Raw genomic sequence first — 15607 nt, 5'->3', positions numbered from 1 at the left:
GGGACCTATCAGGTGTCCTTATCGGTAGGTTGGTCGAAACGACATGGGGGACGTTCGTGCGCAAAATTGTTCTCGCGCCGCTGTGCGCGCTGGTCACGGTGGCCGTGGCGGCGTGCAGTCCGTCAGGTCCGGAACAGACCAATCCGGAGCTGGCTCCGCGCGGCACGCCGATGACCAAGGTCAAGCCCTCCAAGCAGGACCTGACCACCAAGATCAGCATCTCCGGCAAGGTCGAGATGAACCCGACGTTCGGGCTCGTCGCGCCGGTCGCGGGCGAGGTGCGGTACTTCGACGTCGCCGCGCCGAACGGCACGCCGACGAAGCCCATCCGGGTCGCGACGGTGTGGAAGAACCAGACGCCGAACTACGTCGAGGCCCCGGCGGGGTCCACGTTCAGCGGCAGGCTCGTCGACGACAAGGCGACGGTGACGGCGGGCATGCCGATCGCGTCGGCCAAGCACGTCGGCTACGCGATCGTCGGCGACATCGACGGCCAGCAGGCGTACAAGATCAACGGCGCGCTCACCGACGTCGTGGTGCAGATCAAGAACGGGCCCGGCCCGTTCCCGTGCACCGTGCTCGGCACGATCGCCGCGCTGCCGCAGGGCACCATCCCGGAGAAGCCGCCGGTCACGCCCGACACCAAGGACGAGAAGAAGGACCAGCAGCCCCAGCAGCAGCAGCCCAAGGACCAGCCGCAGCAGCCGAGCTCCTCGACGGGCCTGCGGATCGTGTGCACGGCGCCGGCGGACGTGCAGATGATCAACGGCGCCACCGCGTCGATCGAGGTCACCACGGGCAAGTCGGCGCAGGCGCTGGTCGTTCCCGTCGAGGCGGTCGCGGGTCAGCAGGGCAAGGGCAAGGTCGACGTCATCCAGCCCGACGGTTCGCGCCGCACCACCGACGTGGTGCTGGGCCTGACCGACGGCAAGGTCATCGAGGTCAAGTCCGGCCTCACCGGTGACGAGGAGCTCGCGGTCCCCGGCCCGAACCTGCCGGAAGGCCAGCAGCAGGGCGACCAGCAGCAGAAGCCGACGGGACCGTGATGACGCAGTCCTTCGAACAACCCACGGTCCAGGTGCAGGCACCGCTGCTGCAGCTCAACGGCATCACGAAAGTCCTGAAGGGGCAAGGGGAACCGCGCACCATTCTGTCCGGCGTGGACTTCACCGTCCATCCTGGACAGAGCGTGGCGATCCTCGGCCGGTCCGGTTCCGGCAAGTCGACGCTGCTGTCGCTGATCGGTCTCTTCGACCGCGCCGACGAGGGCAAGTACTACCTGCACGGCGACGACATCACGAAGCTCCCCGAACGCAGGGCCGCGGCGTTGCGCAGTGCGGAGTTCGGGTTCGTCTTCCAGCGCTTCTTCCTGCTCAAGCACCTCACCGCGGCGCAGAACGTGGCGATGGCGCTGGTCAACGGCCAGGGCTGGTCGGCGCGGCGCAAGCGCAAGCAGCAGGTGATGGACGCGCTGGAGCAGGTCGGCATCGCGCACCTCGCGAAGTCCAAGCCCACCAGGCTCTCCGGCGGTGAGCAGCAGCGCGTGGCGATCGCCCGCGCACTCGTCCGCCAGCCGCGCATCATCCTCGCCGACGAGCCCACGGGCGCGCTCGACACGGAGACAGGCAACCTCGTCGTCGAGGTGCTGCTCAACACGACCAGGCAGGGCTGCGGCCTCGTGCTGGTCACGCACGACCACGACCACGCACGCAAGATGGGCCGCGTGATGGAGCTGCGCGACGGGCGGTTCAACTGATGCTTTCCGGCAAGTTCCGGTCCGCCCTGGTCATCGGCGGACAGGGCATCCGTGCCCGAAAACTGCGCACGTTCCTCTCGATGGTCTCGCTGTTCCTGGGTGTTCTCGCCGTCGTGGCCGTGCAGGCGGGCTCCGAGATCGCCGAACGCGCGATGCTCACCGACGTCGAGCTGCAGTCCGGCAAGGACGGCACGGTCATGGGCTACGTCCCCGGCGAGAAGGGCGCGCCGGACATCGTCGAGTCGACGTTCAAGGGCCGCACCGACGCCGTCGCGATGATCAGCTCGCGCGCCGTCATCGGTGAGCCGGGCGTGCGGCCGATCAACGAGGGCGGCATGCCGTTCGAGTACGTCGGCCGCGGCGGCGACTACTACGGCCCGACGATGATCTGCGACTCCAACGGCACCTGCACCGAGCAGAAGCCGCAGGAGAAGAAGCCGGACGGCCAGGCGATCGAGGTCAGCATGGTCGCGCTGACCGGCGACATCCGCCCGTTCAAGCCGTACCGCCCGGTCTCCGGCACCTGGCTCGACTTCGGCACCACCCCGTCGCTCGCGCCGCGGATCGTGCTGAACGAGGAGGCCGCCAAGGGCCTGCGGCAGTACCGCGTGCCCGGCGAGATGATGATCGACGGCGCCACCCACCACGTGTCGCCGCAGATCATCGGCGTCGTGCAGGACGGCTCGCAGCAGCCGCGCGTCTACATGCGTCTCGACGAGCTGCGCACGTGGATGCCCTCGGCCGCCGCGACCACCGAGGCCGACCGGTTCCGCGGTGGCGGCACCCAGCTGGAGCTCTACCTGCAGCCGGGCACCGACGACCTGCAGCAGCTGCTCAAGGCCAAGCTCGCCGGCGCGGGCCTGCCGCAGGACCAGATGCACTTCCAGGTCGTGAAGTCCAAGGAGCGCATGGAGTCCGAGCTGAAGATCCTGCGACTGATCTTCCTCGGCATGGCGTTCCTGGTGCTGCTGATCGGTGTCGCGGGCATCCTGAACGTCGGTCTCGCCACGGTCGGCGAGCGGGTCGAGGAGTTCGCCCTGCGCCGCGCGGTCGGCATGTCCCGGCTGCTGCTCGCGGGCATCGTGCTCGCGGAGACGTTGCTGACCGGCCTGCTGACCGCCGCGCTGGCGATCGGCGCGGGCGCGGCGGGGTTGCAGGTGGCGCTGATGATGTTCGGCAGCCGCTTCCCGTCGCTGGCGGGCACCACCTTCCCGTGGGAGGCGGGTGTCGCCGGTGTGATCGCGGGCCTCGTCGCCGGTGTGCTGGGTGGGCTCATCCCGGCCATCCGCGCGGCGCAGATCCCGATCGCCACAGTCATGCGAGCCTGAGGCGGCTCGTTGCCGGCGAAGCCCCGGACCGCTTGATGCGGGCCGGGGCTTCGTATTCTCCTGGAACTAGTTGAGCTCGTCCGGGTCCGGACCGATGCGGCCACCGCGGTCCAGAGTGGACAGCGCCTCGACCTCGGCGTCCGGCAGCTCGAAGTCGAACACGTCGATGTTCTCCTGGATCCGCGACGGCGTCACGGACTTCGGGATCACGACGTTGCCGATCTGCAGGTGCCAGCGCAGCACGATCTGCGCAGGGGACTTGCCGTGCGCAAGTGCGATCTTCTGCACGACCGGGTCGGAGAGCAGCTCGCCGCCCTGGCCGAGCGGCGACCACGCCTCGGTCGCGATGCCGTGCTCCGCGTTGAACGCGCGCACGTCGGCCTGCTGGAAGTACGGGTGCAGCTCGATCTGGTTGACGGCCGGGACGACGCCGGTCTCGTCGATCAGCCGCCGCAGGTGCGCGGGCTGGAAGTTGGAGACGCCGATCGCGCGGACCCGGCCCTCCTTCTGCAGCTCGACGAACGCCTTCCAGGTGTCGACGTAGTTGTCGCGGGCCGGGGTCGGCCAGTGGATCAGGTAGAGGTCGAGCACGTCGAGGCCGAGCTTGCCCATCGACGCGTCGAACGCGCGCTTCGTCGCGTCGTAGCCGTGGTCGTCGTTCCACAGCTTGGTGGTCACGAAGACCTCGTCACGGGCCACGCCGGACTGCGCGATGGCCGCACCGGTGCCGGCCTCGTTGCCGTAGGCGGCCGCGGTGTCGATGCTGCGGTAGCCCGCCTTCAGCGCCTCCGCGACGGCGGGGGTGGCCTCCGCGTCCGGCACCTGCCAGACGCCGAAACCGAGCTGGGGCATGACAACGCCGTTGTTGAGCTTCACGGTGTTCAAAGGGAAATCCTTACTGTGTCACGGGATGAGCGTCGGTGCGGTGCCGCCGTCTACGCGCAACGCGGCTCCGGTCGTCGCGGACGACAGGTCCGACGCGACGTAGGTGATGAGGTTCGCGACCTCGTGGGGGCGGATCAGGCGGCCCAGCAGCAGCGTGGGACGTTCGGTGCGGACGAACTCCGCCTCCCCGCCGTCGCCGACGCGCTCGCGGATGAACTCCTCGACGCCGGGCGTGAGCGTCGGGCCGGGCAGCACCGAGTTGACGGTGACGCCGGTGCCCTTGACCTCCTGGGCCATGCCGCGCGAGATGGCGATCTGCGCGGTCTTGGTCATGCCGTAATGCACCATCTCGGTCGGCGTGAAGACGCCGGACTCGCTGCTCACGAAGATCACCCGGCCCCAGCCGCGCTCGACCATGCGGGGCGTGTAGTGCCGCGCGAGCCGCACGCCGGACATGACGTTGGTGTCGAAGAACCGCTGCCACTCGGCGTCATCGATCTCGAAGACCGGCTTCGCGCCGTAGATGCCCAGGTTGTTGACCAGCACGTCCACGTCCGGCACCTGGCCGGTCAGCTCTGCCGCGCCCTGTGCGGTCGCGAGGTCCGCCGCGACGCCGCGCACGTCACCGTGGGCGCTGAGCTTGCCGACGGCCTCGGCCACGCGGTCCTCGGCGCGGCCGGTGATGACGACGGCGGCACCCGCTTTGAGCAGCCCCTCGGCGGTGGCGAAGCCGATGCCGGCGGTGGAGCCCGTCACAAGTGCCGTGCGTCCCGACAGATCCATGTCTCTCCCCGGTAGACTTGTTGAAGACGATTACAAGCGTACGCAATAGTTGCACACGCTGTCTATTCGAGAAGGGTTGACCTATGTCACTGGACGACGACGCCGTCCAGGCGCGCGCACAGGGCTGGCGCACGCTCGCGGCGTTGCACGCGCGCATCGAGGACCGCCTCGAGAGAGCACTGCAGAAGGCACACTCCCTCTCCGTCAGCGAGTACACCGTTCTGGACGTGCTCAACCGCCAGGACGGCTTCCACCTTCGGATGAACCAGCTCTCCAACGCCGTGGTGCTCAGCCAGTCAGCCACAACGCGGCTGGTCACGCGACTCGAGGACCGCGGCCTGCTGTCGCGCTACCTCTGCCCGACCGACCGGCGCGGCATCTACACCGAGGTCACCGGGAAGGGCCACGAGCTGCTCGCGCTCGCCCGCCCCACGCACGACGAGGTGCTGTCCGAGTCGCTGTCGGAAGCCGGGGACGTTCCCGAGCTGAAGCCACTCGTTGAGGCGCTCGCCAAGCTCTAGCTGTTCGAGCAAGATCGCGCGCATGGATCTCCACGCCCTGATCCGCGCCGAGGCGCCGTTGGCCGAACAGCAGCGCGCCCTCACCGAACCGGTGCTGGCCGCACTCGTCGACCACGGCGTGCACCGCCTGATCGCCCCGAAGCGCTACGGCGGCGCCGAGCTCGGGCTGCCGCAGTGGAGCCGGGAGGTCCAGGAGCTGTCGCGGTCCGACGCCTCGACCGGCTGGACCGCGATGACGACCACCATCTCGTCGTCGCTGGCCTGGTACCTGCCCGTGGAGGCCGCCGACGAGGTGTTCGGCGACCCACGCGCGTTGATCGCGGGTACCGCCGCGCCGTTGGGCAAGGCCGTGGAGACCGACGGCGGATACCGCGTGACCGGCCGTTGGGGCTGGGGCAGCGCCGTGACTCATGCGTCGTGGGTCATCGGTGGCACGCTCACGCCCGTGGGCCCACGTCTGGCCGTGTATCCGCGTGAGGACGTGACGATCCACGACACGTGGCACGCCGCCGGCCTGCGCGCGACCAGTTCGCACGAGTTCTCTCTCACGGACGCCTTCTTGCCGTTGCGCCGTGCCGTGTGGCCGATCGGCATCACGCCCGGCATCGAGGGCCCGATCACGGTGTTCCCCTACTTCAGCTTCCTGGCCGTGGGCGTCGCGTCCGTGTGCCTGGGCGTGGCCCGCCGCGCGATCGACGAGATCGAGGCGCTGGCCGTCGAGAAGGTCCCGCAGTACGCGACGTCGAGGCTCGCCGAACAGACCGGCGTGCAGATCGAGCTGGCGCTGATGGAGGCGCGGTTGTCGTCGGCGACCGCGTTCCTGCACGAGGCGTTGAGCGCGGCCTGGGAGCACGCGGTGAGCGGATCTCAGACGCCTGATCCCGTGAAGGCGCGGCTGCGGCTGGCCTGCTCGTTCGCCTCGGGCGAGGCCACGGACGTGACGCAGAAGGCGTTCGCGGCGGGTGGCGGCAGCTCGGTGTTCGAGTCCTCTCCCCTGCAACGCTGCCTGCGCGACGTGCACGTGGCGGCGCAGCATACGGTGGTGTCGCGACGGATGCTGGAGACCTACTCGATGCTCAAGCTGGGGCTCGCCCCGGACATGACGAGGTTCTGATGGACGCGCTCGAAGCGATCATGACCACGCGGGCGATCCGCCGGTTCACCGACGAGCCCGTCGCCGTCGACGACGTGTGGACGTGCCTGCGGGCGGCCCAGCAGGGGCCGTCGGGCGGCAACGTCCAGCCCACGCGGTACCTGGTGGTCACCGATCCGGACGTGCGCGCCGAGGTGGGCAGGCTGTACCGCAGCGCGTTCACCCGTTACTCCGAGATGGCGCCGGAACGCACGGACGCCGTCGGCCTGCGGATCGGCCGGTCCGCGAACCACCTCGCCGACACCCTGGCGTCCGTGCCGGTGATCGTGTTCTTCCTCATGCCGCGTCTGCCGTCGCTGGTGGAGGGCATCGACATCGGGCCGGTGCACGCTTCGGTGTACCCCGCTGTCCAGAACTTCTGCCTGGCCGCGCGGGCGCTGGGGCTCGGCACCACGCTGACCACGGTGATCAGGGTGCACCAGGCCGAGACGCTGGAGCTGCTGGGCGTGCCGGAGCGGTGGGAGATCGCCGCGATGGTCCCGCTCGGGCACCCCGCCGAGAAGTTCTCCGTCGCCGTGCGACGCGACGTGGCGGAGGTGACGTCGTTCGACCGCTGGAATTAGTTAGGGTGCATTCATGCCCGACACGCAGTACGAAGACCTGCTCCGCCACGTCCTGAAAGAGGGCGTGCGCAAGGAGGACCGCACCGGCACCGGCACCCGGTCGATCTTCGGCCACCAGCTGCGCTACCCGCTCGCCGCGGGCTTTCCGCTGATGACGACGAAGAAGGTCCACTTCAAGTCGATCGCGTACGAGCTGCTGTGGTTCCTGCGCGGCGACAGCAACGTCGGCTGGCTGCAGGAGCACGGGGTGTCCATCTGGGACGAGTGGGCGTCGCCGGAAGGTGAGCTCGGCCCGGTCTACGGCGTGCAGTGGCGTTCGTGGCCGACCCCGGACGGCGGGCACGTCGACCAGATCGCCGACGTGCTGAAGACGTTGCAGACGAACCCGGACTCGCGCCGGATCATCGTCTCCGCCTGGAACGTCGGCGAGATCGCGAACATGGCGCTGCCGCCGTGCCACGCGTTCTTCCAGTTCTACGTCGCGGACGGCAAGCTCTCCTGCCAGCTCTACCAGCGCAGCGCGGACCTGTTCCTGGGCGTGCCGTTCAACATCGCCTCCTACGCGCTGCTGACGCACATGATCGCCGCGCAGACCGGGCTCGGCGTCGGCGACTTCATCTGGACCGGCGGGGACTGCCACATCTACGACAACCACGTCGAGCAGGTCGAGCTGCAGCTCAGCCGTGACGCGCGCACGTTCCCGGAGCTGAAGATGGCTCCCGCCGCGTCCTTGTTCGACTACAGGTACGAGGACTTCACGATCGAGGGTTACGACCCGCATCCCGGCATCAAGGCCCCGGTGGCGGTGTGATCGGGCTGATCTGGGCCCAGGCCTCGAACGGTGTGATCGGCCGCGACAACGCGATCCCCTGGCGCGTTCCCGAGGACATGGTGCACTTCCGGGAGATCACCGCGGGCTCGGCCGTCCTCATGGGACGCCGCACGTGGGAGTCGCTGCCGCCGCGCTTCCGGCCGTTGCCGGGCCGCCGCAACCTGGTGCTGTCGCGCACCGACCAAGAAGGCGCGGAGACGTTCGACAGCCTGGAGAAGGCCCTCGCGGACGTCACCGGCGACCTCTGGGTGATGGGCGGGTCGGCGGTGTACGCGGCGACGCTGCCGTTCGCCGACCGCGTCGAGGTGACGGAGATCCGCGAGGAGTTCGAGGGCGACACGTTCGCGCCTCCCGTGGACCGTGAGCCGGTCAGCGTCGGCGAGTGGCTGGAGTCGAGCAGCGGACTGCACTACCGGTTCGTCCGCTACTGAAATCGACAGCCCAGACTGTTCAGTCTAGGCTGTCTATCGTGACCGAACCCGCCGCGATCAACCAACGGCTGCGCGTCTTCGTCGGACGGCTGCGGCGCAAGCTGCAGGACGAGTCCTCGGTGCACGACCTGAGCGCACCGCAGGCCTCCGCCCTGGCCAGGTTGTTGCTGCTGGACGAGCCGTCCACCGCCAGTCAGCTCGCGGGCGCGGAACGCGTGAAACCGCAGTCCATGGCCAAGACGCTGGCGTCCCTTTACGAACAGGCCCTGATCGAACGCGCGGCCGACCCCGCGGACGGACGGCGCCAGCTGATCACGCTCACCGCGGAGGGCCGCGCGGCCGCCCAGGGTGCGCGGGCGACCAGGATCGAGTGGCTGACCGAGGCGTTGACCCGGCAGTTCACCGAGTCCGAGCGGCAGGTGATCGCCGAGGCGCTGACGTTGCTGGAGCGCGTGGTGGACGAATGACCACCGCCACGGGGTTCGACCGCCGCCTGATCACCCCACTGGTGGCGGGCGCGGTGCTGAACCCGATCAACACCACGATCCTGTCGGTGGCGCTGGTGCCGATCGGGGCGTCGTTCGGTGAACCGCCCTCGGCGACGGCGTGGCTGATCACCTCGCTGTACGTGGCCACCGCGATCGGGCAGCCGGTGGCAGGCCGCCTGATCGACACCTACGGGCCGCGCAGGCTGTTCCTCCCCGCCACCGCACTCGTCGGGATCGCGGGCGTACTGGGTGCGTTGGCACCGAACCTGGTCGTGCTCGTCGTGGCACGCGTGCTGCTCGGGCTCGGCACGTGCGCCGGCTACCCCGCCGCGATGCGCCTGCTCCGGGACGAGGCCGATCGCACCGGCGAGGACAGTCCCGGCGGCATCCTCACGATCCTGGCGATCGCCACCCAGACCGTCTCCGTGATCGGCCCGCCGCTGGGCGGACTGCTCGTCGACTTCGGCGGCTGGCGCACGACGCTCGCGGTCAACGTGCCGCTCGCCCTGGTCGCGTTCGCGCTGGGGTGGCGCTACTTCCCGCGTGCGCGGCCGGAAGCCGGGGAACGCAAACCTTTGTTCGACCTCGGCGGCCTGAACACGCCGTTGCTGATCACCTACGGCCGCGCGCTGCTCGCGTACCTGGTGTCGTACAGCTTCGTCTACGGCTTCACGCAGTGGCTGGAGGCAGGACGCGGGCTCACCGCGGGTCAGGCGGGCCTGGTGATGCTGCCGATGTTCGGCGTCGGCATCGTCGTGTCGGCGATCACCGGACGCAGCCAGGCGTTGCGCGGCAAGCTGATCGTCGCGTCGGCCGCCCAGATCGTGGCGTGCGTGCTGCTGTTCCTGATGCACCCGGCGAGTCCACTGTGGATTCTCTTCGCGGTCGTGGTGGTCACCGGTGTGCCGCAGGGTCTCAACAGCCTGGCGTTGCAGAACGCCGTGTACCGCCAGGCGGATCCCGCTGCTGTCGGCGCGTCGGCGGGCCTGCTGCGCACGTTCGGTTACCTCGGCGCCATCGTCTCGTCCACCGTGCAGGGACTGGTGTTCGGTGACACCGCCGACACCGACGGCCTGCACGAGCTCGCGGTGTTCCTCGTCGTCGCGAGCGTCGTCTTCCTGCTCGTCAACGTGTTCGACCGCTCTCTGAAAGGCGTGACATGACCACCGCACTGCTCGTCATGGACTTCCAGGCCGGCATCGTCAGCCGCATCCCCGGCGCGGAGGCGTTGCTGGGCAACGTCACCACCGCCATCGACACCGTGCGCGGCCAGGGTGGTCACGTCGGCTGGGTGCGCGTGGCGTTCGACGACGCCGATTTCGCCGCCATCTCTTCCACGAGCGTCATGGCCCGCATGGTGACGCCCGAGACGCGCGACGCGATGCACGCCGACTCCCCCGCCACCCAGCTCCACGCTCAGCTGACTCCGCACGCGGACGACATCGTGGTGCGCAAGACGCGCGTCGGCGCGTTCACCACCACTGACCTCGATGCGCAACTGACCGACCGTGGCGTCACCAAGCTCGTCCTGGCCGGCATCAGCACCAGCGGCGTCGTCCTCAGCACCGTGCGCGAGGCGATGGACCGCGACTACGCGATCACCGTGCTCGCCGACGCGTGCGCCGACCCGGATCCGGCCACCCACGAGTTCCTGACCGGCACGCTCTTCCCCCGGCACGCGACCGTGAGCAGCATCCGGGACCTCTAACGCCGGCCGCCGGGCTCCCATTCGTGCACCTCGACGGCGTCGTAGCGGTCCGCGGTCAGCACCGCCGCCGGGTCGGCCGACCTGACCAGCGCCGCCGTTCCCAGCCACGCGCTGCCGTCGTCGGACAGCAACGGCCCGTACGCGATGAGCTCCTCAGGGCGTGCGGGAACGAGGTCCGCGGCCTCCCCGGAGCCGAACCCGAGCACCAGGTGGCCGCCGCCTCGGGGCGAGTCCCACATGGTCCGCCCGAGCACGTTGCGCCACCGGCGCACCAGCACGTCCCGGTAGCCACCGGCCTGGTAGACGGGCTCGTCGAACGCGAACGCACGGGCCGCCGCCGCGTCCGGCACGTCGACGACGTGCACGCTGCCGGTGAGCACACCGTCCGCGAACGTCGGGCCGCGGGCGATGAGCTCGAAGCCGTCCATGTAGGACCAGTGCTCCTCGATCAGGGCCGAGCGCAACGGCATCGAACCGGGCCGGTCCCGGTGGTAGCAGAGGAACTCCACCTAGAGCCCGACCTCGGTGGTCCACACGGGAAGGACGTACCCCTCGGCCGTCTCCGGCCGGACCTTCGCGAGGTAGGCACCGACGACGTCCTCGAGCTTCGCGTCCGGATCGATCTTCGAGTCGAACGGCAGCGCGTCCTTCTTCGCCGAGGTCGTCGAACACCTCAGGTGCCCTGCCTGCGCGTCGAACCAGACGTAGAACGTCGCGGTCCGCTCCATCAGGGTCACGCGCTCACCGAGGCGTCGCGCGGTGTCCTCGAACGCGGCGACCACCTCCGCCGCCACGGGTGTCTCGTCCTTGCCCTGCCCCAGCGACCAGGTGTTCTCCTCCGCCTGGGCCTGGAGGTCACCCGTCAGCTGCAACGGCTCGTCCGCGACCTCGCGGATCCACTTCGTCAGCGTCACCGGCGCCGTGCCCTCGCGTGCCACGCTTCCACGATCAACTCCTCCAACTCCCCCACCTCGATGTGCTCCAGCCGCACCAGGATCGCGGGATACCCGTTGAAGTGCGGCGTCGTGAAGTAGACCTCGCGGTCCGAAGCCAGCAACGCCTCCTTGGCGCCCAGGTCGGGCACGCGGGCGGCCAGGATCGGCCCGTCCGGGGCCGCCGGTCCCAGCGCTTTCAGGTCGGTCCCCCGCAACGGCCGTTCCCAGACGAAGAGCTTGTCCTTGACCCGCCAGTCGACGACGCCCTCGCGCACCCGTTCCGTGACGTCGGGCATGGCGGTGGCGATCCGGTGCACGTCGTCCCAGGTGGCCATCACAAGCTCCTACAGGTGGTCCGGCGGACGCTGCTGCTCGGCGAGGAACCGTTCGAACTCGGCCCCCAGTTCGTCCGCGCTGGGGATGTCGGTGTTGCCCACAGTCTGGATGAACGCGTCGTACTGCCGCTCGAGCGCTTCCACCACCTGGGCGACCTCCTCCGAGTCCGCGACCTGCCGGTGGATCTCGGCGTCGGCGGCCTGGGCGGCCTCGACCAGCGAGCCGATGGGCAGCGCGAGGCCGGTGGCGCGGGCGAGAGCGTCGAGCAGCGTGACGGCGGCGGTCGGGTACTGCGACTGCGCCAGGTAGTGCGGCACCTGGGCGGCGAAGCCCATCGCGTCGTGGCCCGCCTGGCCGAGGCGGAACTCCAGCAGCCCGGACACGTTGCCCGGCACCTGCACGCGGTTGAAGAACGGCTGGTACTCGCTCACGAGCTCAGGGCGCGTGGCATGACCGATGACGTTCAACGGCCGTGTGTGCGGCACGCCCATGGGAATGCCGTGGAAACCCACGGTCAGACGCACGCCCCACCGATCGATCAGCGAACGCACGGCCTGGATGAACGCCTCCCAGCCGCGGTCCGGTTCCGGCCCGGTGAGCAGCAGGAACGGGTGCCCCGCGCTGTCCCAGAGCAGGTGCACGACCAGTTCCGGGGCGGCGTAGTCCTCCCAGTGGTCGGTCGCGTAGGTCATCAGCGGCCGGCGGGAGCGGTAGTCGATCAGGCCGTCGATGTCGAAGCGCGCGACGACGCGGTTCTCCAGCGTCTCCAGCAGGTGTTCGGCGAGCAGACGGCCCGCGGCGCCGGCGTCCATGAAGCCCTCGAAGTGGTGCAGCAGCACCGCACCCGTGAGGTCCGGGACCTCCGAGTCCACCTCGTACAGGTTCTCCGGGTCCACCGCACGCCTCCTGATCAATCGCTCTCGTCTCGTCCAAGCCAACCACGTGGACACGGAACTGATTCCGCTCGGGTCGATTAGCCCATACGGACCGTGTGCGCGCATCACCTCACGGGTACTCCAGCGCGGTGTATAGGCGCTGGGTGACGCGTGGAGCATTGGTCGCGGCCGTCCTCATTCTCCTCGGAGCGGCGGTGTTCGGCTTCGCACAAATAAAACCCTTCGGTGACGAATCCATCGACCGCAGCCAGCCCGCCATGCTCAAGTCGGTGCGCGACCTGAGCCAGTACCACGCCGCGGCGGGCGAGTTCCAGGTCGTGCTGGACATCGAGAACGACGTCAAGTGGGTGCCGGCGGCCCTGGCGGGCGAACGGACGCTGTTCGTCGCGGCCGGGTCGGTCAACGCCTTCGTGGACCTGGGCACGCTGGCGGACGACGGGCTGGTCGTGTCGCCGGACCGCAAGACCGTGGAGCTGCGGCTGCCGAAGCCACAGCTGGACAAACCGAACCTGCACCACGACAGGTCGTACGTCTTCAGCCAGGAACGCGGGCTGATCAACGACCTGCAGGCGCTGGCGGGACCTCCTGACCAGCAACGGTTCTACGTCGCGGCGGAGGCCAAGCTCGCGGAGGCGGCGCAGAAGTCGGAGATCCTGAAGCGGGCCGAGGACAACACGCGCGTGATGTTGACGGGAATGTTGCAGTCGTTGGGATTCCAGGTGAAAGTCGTAGGCGACTGATACGAACCTTCACCGGCAATCTCGACGAACGTTCATCGGTGACCCACTCGCTCCGGGATAGGATTCGCCGGTGGAAGACGATCTGATGGCCTGGGCACCCGCGCAGGGCGCTGCGCAGGCGCCCGGGATCGCGTTGCCCGGCTTCAGCTCCTTCCGCGTGATCGCGCAGGGCGGCGAGGGCACGATCTACCGCGCCCGGCAGGACGGCCTGGGCCGGGACGTCGCCGTCAAGGTGCTGCAGGTGACCGATCCCGCCACGGTGGCGCGTTTCCGCCGCGAGCTGGCGATCACCGTCGAGCTCGGCCGCCAGCACCCGCACATCGTCACGGTGCTCGACACGGGCACGCTGCCGGACGGCCGGCCGTGCATCGTCATGGAGTTCTACGAACGCGGCTCGCTGCACGACCGGTTGCGCGCCATGGGTCCGTTGCCCGTGCAGGACGTGGTGGCGGCGGGCATCGCGGTGGCGGACGCGCTGGCGTTCGCGCACGGCCAGGGCATCCTGCACAGGGACGTGAAGCCGCAGAACGTCCTGGTGCTCCCGACTTCATACGTGCTGGCCGATTTCGGCATCGCGCGCGGTGCCGACGCGGGGCATTCCGCGTCACTGCAGATGGTCAGCTACCGGCACGCCGCCCCGCAGATGCTGGAGGGCGCGACGCCGTCGTTCGCCGACGACCTCTGGTCGCTCGGCTCGACGCTGTTCACGTTGCTGGAGGGCAAGCCGCCGTTCGCCTCGGACAACCCCGACGAGGACACGCTGCTCTCCTACGTCGGCCGCGTCAGCACCGGCGAACCCCGTCCGCTGACCCGGTTCGACGTGCCCGCGTGGCTGGGCGCGGTGATCACCCGCTGCCTGCGCAAGGACAGGGCCGACCGCTTCGGTTCGGCGCTGGAGCTGCGGGACGCGCTGATGGCCGCGAACGCCGGCACCGCGTTGTCCACTGTGGATCCCGACGCGACGGCGCTGCTGGGTGAGCGGCCCGACTTCTACCCCGAGGGCCCGACCGAGGAGCCCGGCTTCGGACCGCGCGGGTTCCGGCCGGAACCAGAACCGGAACCCGAACCGGAACAAGAGCCCGACGACTCGTGGCAGGGCCGGCTCGAGGATCTGACGTACCGCCAGCACGACTTCGTCCCGACGCCGCCTCCGCGTCCGCAGCCGGTCGCGGTGCTACCGAGCGTAGAGCTGCCTCCCGTCGAACCGATGACCGCGCCGGTCCGCAGGAGCAAACGCGGCGGAGTGCTCGCGTTGCTGGCCGTGATCGCGGTGACGGGCGGCATCGCGACGGGCATCTTCCTCAACCGGGGCGACGACCGCCAGCAGGCCCAACCACCTGTGACGACGACGGCACCGCCCGTGCCGACCTCGGACTCGGCCGACGCGGGACCGTCGCCGAACACCGACCCGAGGTTCATGCCCGTGCTCAAACGCGCGGAGTACCAGGGCAAGGCGATCGAGCTGGAGTGGAGCGACCCCAGCGACGGTCAGGCCGAGTTCGTGGTGGTCGACGTGACCGGCAGCAAACCGAACGCCCTGACGAGGGTGACCGGGGGCAGCACGAAGTACGTCATCGAGGACGGCGGCGGCGACCGGCGTTGTTTCCAGATCGCGGCGCTGGGCTACAACGGCGAACGCGGCAGCTCCGCAAAGGTCTGCGCCAACAAGAACTGACTGTTTCACGACCGTTGTTGTTGCGCACGCACGAACTGGCGTAGGTTGCCCCGGTGCAAAGCGCTCGTTATGCCGGCCCACCGATGTTCGCTCGCGATCGAAAGCGCCGCACTCTCATTGTGTGGGCGGTCATTCCACTCGTGGTCGGCATCGGGATCGGCGTGCTGATCGGCGGTAACCTCCAGTCGCAGTCCCCTCAGAACACCGGCGCGTCGCCCACCTCACCCGCTGTGCCCGATCAGCTCGAATACACGGACATGCCCTGCGACCCCGGCTCGTCCGTCCTCGTCCTGCACTCGCTGGAAGGCGCGATGCCGGAGTCGGAGGTCCGGGTGCTGCTCGACTACGAGACGATGTGGGTGCAGCATCGTGAGAACGCGAACCCCGCGCTGCGCGGCCAAACCGCTTTCCTGACCAGACGCGACGACGTCTGCCCGGTCATCGTCCCGGAGGACACGCGGTTCACCCAGTTCATCTGGCTCGGCCCGTTCCCGTCCGACACCGCGCCCGGTCTGTGCGAGGCGCTGTTCAAGGTCGTCGGGAAGAACTGCATTCCCGCCCAGGTGGTCCGCTGATC

General features: G+C 69.3%; 20 protein-coding genes. 14 read left to right on the top strand and 6 right to left on the bottom strand.

Annotated features, from left to right (window positions below):
* Positions 1 to 56 precede the first annotated feature (56 nt).
* Genes ACSHWB_RS28120 through ACSHWB_RS28110 form a run of 3 tightly spaced genes read left to right on the top strand, consistent with a single transcriptional unit; the run spans position 57 to position 3084 of the window.
* The gene (locus ACSHWB_RS28120) at positions 57 to 1046 is read left to right on the top strand and encodes an efflux RND transporter periplasmic adaptor subunit (protein WP_439656291.1); all 990 of its coding nucleotides are present in this window, start codon (positions 57 to 59) and stop codon (positions 1044 to 1046) included.
* The gene (locus tag ACSHWB_RS28115) at positions 1046 to 1756 is read left to right on the top strand and encodes an ABC transporter ATP-binding protein (protein ID WP_439656290.1); all 711 of its coding nucleotides are present in this window, start codon (positions 1046 to 1048) and stop codon (positions 1754 to 1756) included. Before ACSHWB_RS28120 ends, ACSHWB_RS28115 begins: the two co-directional genes overlap by 1 nt.
* Positions 1756 to 3084 (top strand): ABC transporter permease, encoded by a 1329-nt coding sequence (locus ACSHWB_RS28110; protein ID WP_439656289.1) that lies wholly within the window; start codon positions 1756 to 1758, stop codon positions 3082 to 3084. Before ACSHWB_RS28115 ends, ACSHWB_RS28110 begins: the two co-directional genes overlap by 1 nt.
* A 66-nt stretch (positions 3085 to 3150) precedes the next feature.
* Here ACSHWB_RS28110 and ACSHWB_RS28105 read toward each other — a convergent pair whose 3' ends face one another.
* Positions 3151 to 3936, bottom strand: coding sequence for an aldo/keto reductase (locus tag ACSHWB_RS28105; protein ID WP_439664676.1), 786 nt, complete (start codon positions 3934 to 3936; stop codon positions 3151 to 3153).
* Between the two features lie 51 nt (positions 3937 to 3987).
* A complete protein-coding gene (locus ACSHWB_RS28100; protein ID WP_439656288.1) occupies positions 3988 to 4752 on the bottom strand; it encodes an SDR family NAD(P)-dependent oxidoreductase in 765 nt (254 codons plus the stop codon).
* Positions 4753 to 4835: 83 nt separating this feature from the next.
* Between ACSHWB_RS28100 and ACSHWB_RS28095 the strand changes: the two genes are divergently transcribed.
* From ACSHWB_RS28095 to ACSHWB_RS28060, 8 genes are read left to right on the top strand one after another with little or no spacing between them, the layout of a single operon-like run.
* Entirely contained in the window at positions 4836 to 5273 is a 438-nt protein-coding gene (locus tag ACSHWB_RS28095) for a MarR family winged helix-turn-helix transcriptional regulator (protein WP_439656287.1), read from the top strand.
* 22 nt (positions 5274 to 5295) lie between these two features.
* On the top strand, positions 5296 to 6387 hold the full coding sequence (locus tag ACSHWB_RS28090) for an acyl-CoA dehydrogenase family protein (protein ID WP_439656286.1): 1092 nt from the start codon (positions 5296 to 5298) through the stop codon (positions 6385 to 6387).
* Complete coding sequence (locus ACSHWB_RS28085; RefSeq protein WP_439656285.1) at positions 6387 to 6989, top strand: nitroreductase family protein; 603 nt, start codon at positions 6387 to 6389, stop codon at positions 6987 to 6989. The genes ACSHWB_RS28090 and ACSHWB_RS28085 overlap by 1 nt, the downstream gene beginning before the upstream one ends.
* A 13-nt stretch (positions 6990 to 7002) precedes the next feature.
* Positions 7003 to 7800, top strand: a complete 798-nt coding sequence (locus ACSHWB_RS28080; RefSeq protein WP_439656284.1) for a thymidylate synthase — start codon at positions 7003 to 7005, stop codon at positions 7798 to 7800.
* A complete protein-coding gene (locus ACSHWB_RS28075; protein WP_439656283.1) occupies positions 7797 to 8252 on the top strand; it encodes a dihydrofolate reductase in 456 nt (151 codons plus the stop codon). The genes ACSHWB_RS28080 and ACSHWB_RS28075 overlap by 4 nt, the downstream gene beginning before the upstream one ends.
* A 38-nt stretch (positions 8253 to 8290) precedes the next feature.
* Positions 8291 to 8719 (top strand): MarR family winged helix-turn-helix transcriptional regulator, encoded by a 429-nt coding sequence (locus tag ACSHWB_RS28070; RefSeq protein ID WP_439656282.1) that lies wholly within the window; start codon positions 8291 to 8293, stop codon positions 8717 to 8719.
* Positions 8716 to 9903, top strand: coding sequence for an MFS transporter (locus ACSHWB_RS28065; RefSeq protein WP_439656281.1), 1188 nt, complete (start codon positions 8716 to 8718; stop codon positions 9901 to 9903). The genes ACSHWB_RS28070 and ACSHWB_RS28065 overlap by 4 nt, the downstream gene beginning before the upstream one ends.
* The gene (locus ACSHWB_RS28060) at positions 9900 to 10448 is read left to right on the top strand and encodes a cysteine hydrolase family protein (RefSeq protein ID WP_439656280.1); all 549 of its coding nucleotides are present in this window, start codon (positions 9900 to 9902) and stop codon (positions 10446 to 10448) included. The genes ACSHWB_RS28065 and ACSHWB_RS28060 overlap by 4 nt, the downstream gene beginning before the upstream one ends.
* Here ACSHWB_RS28060 and ACSHWB_RS28055 read toward each other — a convergent pair.
* Genes ACSHWB_RS28055 through ACSHWB_RS28040 form a run of 4 tightly spaced genes read right to left on the bottom strand, consistent with a single transcriptional unit; the run spans position 10445 to position 12615 of the window.
* Positions 10445 to 10957, bottom strand: coding sequence for a YciI family protein (locus ACSHWB_RS28055; protein WP_439656279.1), 513 nt, complete (start codon positions 10955 to 10957; stop codon positions 10445 to 10447). The two genes, ACSHWB_RS28060 and ACSHWB_RS28055, sit on opposite strands and share 4 nt — an antisense overlap.
* A complete protein-coding gene (locus ACSHWB_RS28050) occupies positions 10958 to 11386 on the bottom strand; it encodes a hypothetical protein (RefSeq protein WP_439656278.1) in 429 nt (142 codons plus the stop codon).
* Entirely contained in the window at positions 11359 to 11718 is a 360-nt protein-coding gene (locus tag ACSHWB_RS28045; protein WP_439656277.1) for an MmcQ/YjbR family DNA-binding protein, read from the bottom strand. The genes ACSHWB_RS28050 and ACSHWB_RS28045 overlap by 28 nt, the downstream gene beginning before the upstream one ends.
* Before the next feature lie 9 nt (positions 11719 to 11727).
* On the bottom strand, positions 11728 to 12615 hold the full coding sequence (locus tag ACSHWB_RS28040; protein ID WP_439656276.1) for a proteasome assembly chaperone family protein: 888 nt from the start codon (positions 12613 to 12615) through the stop codon (positions 11728 to 11730).
* A gap of 257 nt (positions 12616 to 12872) precedes the next feature.
* Here ACSHWB_RS28040 and ACSHWB_RS28035 point away from each other — a divergent pair, with 257 nt between their 5' ends.
* The 3 genes from ACSHWB_RS28035 (at position 12873) to ACSHWB_RS28025 (ending at position 15605) form a co-directional block, all read left to right on the top strand.
* Entirely contained in the window at positions 12873 to 13355 is a 483-nt protein-coding gene (locus ACSHWB_RS28035) for a DUF4230 domain-containing protein (protein ID WP_439656275.1), read from the top strand.
* Between the two features lie 70 nt (positions 13356 to 13425).
* On the top strand, positions 13426 to 15030 hold the full coding sequence (locus ACSHWB_RS28030) for a serine/threonine-protein kinase (RefSeq protein WP_439656274.1): 1605 nt from the start codon (positions 13426 to 13428) through the stop codon (positions 15028 to 15030).
* Positions 15031 to 15170: 140 nt separating this feature from the next.
* On the top strand, positions 15171 to 15605 hold the full coding sequence (locus ACSHWB_RS28025; protein ID WP_439656273.1) for a hypothetical protein: 435 nt from the start codon (positions 15171 to 15173) through the stop codon (positions 15603 to 15605).
* The last annotated feature ends 2 nt before the right edge of the window (positions 15606 to 15607 follow it).

This window comes from Lentzea sp. HUAS TT2 (assembly GCF_051853195.1).
Classification (GTDB): Bacteria; Actinomycetota; Actinomycetes; order Mycobacteriales; family Pseudonocardiaceae; genus Lentzea.
Note: the sequence above shows the minus strand (reverse complement) of the source record. Positions and strands in the feature narration are given on the sequence as shown.

What these genes read in the sequence shown, in the direction of transcription:
- ACSHWB_RS28110 (WP_439656289.1), top strand. Translation starts at nt 1,756, where the DNA reads ATGCTTTCCGGCAAGTTCCGGTCCGCCCTGGTCATCGGCGGACAGGGC.
- ACSHWB_RS28035 (WP_439656275.1), top strand. Translation starts at nt 12,873, where the DNA reads ATGCTCAAGTCGGTGCGCGACCTGAGCCAGTACCACGCCGCGGCGGGC.
- ACSHWB_RS28045 (WP_439656277.1), bottom strand. Translation starts at nt 11,718, where the DNA reads ATGGCCACCTGGGACGACGTGCACCGGATCGCCACCGCCATGCCCGAC.
- ACSHWB_RS28100 (WP_439656288.1), bottom strand. Translation starts at nt 4,752, where the DNA reads ATGGATCTGTCGGGACGCACGGCACTTGTGACGGGCTCCACCGCCGGC.
- ACSHWB_RS28095 (WP_439656287.1), top strand. Translation starts at nt 4,836, where the DNA reads ATGTCACTGGACGACGACGCCGTCCAGGCGCGCGCACAGGGCTGGCGC.
- ACSHWB_RS28090 (WP_439656286.1), top strand. Translation starts at nt 5,296, where the DNA reads ATGGATCTCCACGCCCTGATCCGCGCCGAGGCGCCGTTGGCCGAACAG.
- ACSHWB_RS28065 (WP_439656281.1), top strand. Translation starts at nt 8,716, where the DNA reads ATGACCACCGCCACGGGGTTCGACCGCCGCCTGATCACCCCACTGGTG.
- ACSHWB_RS28105 (WP_439664676.1), bottom strand. Translation starts at nt 3,936, where the DNA reads ATGCCCCAGCTCGGTTTCGGCGTCTGGCAGGTGCCGGACGCGGAGGCC.
- ACSHWB_RS28115 (WP_439656290.1), top strand. Translation starts at nt 1,046, where the DNA reads ATGACGCAGTCCTTCGAACAACCCACGGTCCAGGTGCAGGCACCGCTG.
- ACSHWB_RS28080 (WP_439656284.1), top strand. Translation starts at nt 7,003, where the DNA reads ATGCCCGACACGCAGTACGAAGACCTGCTCCGCCACGTCCTGAAAGAG.
- ACSHWB_RS28060 (WP_439656280.1), top strand. Translation starts at nt 9,900, where the DNA reads ATGACCACCGCACTGCTCGTCATGGACTTCCAGGCCGGCATCGTCAGC.
- ACSHWB_RS28085 (WP_439656285.1), top strand. Translation starts at nt 6,387, where the DNA reads ATGGACGCGCTCGAAGCGATCATGACCACGCGGGCGATCCGCCGGTTC.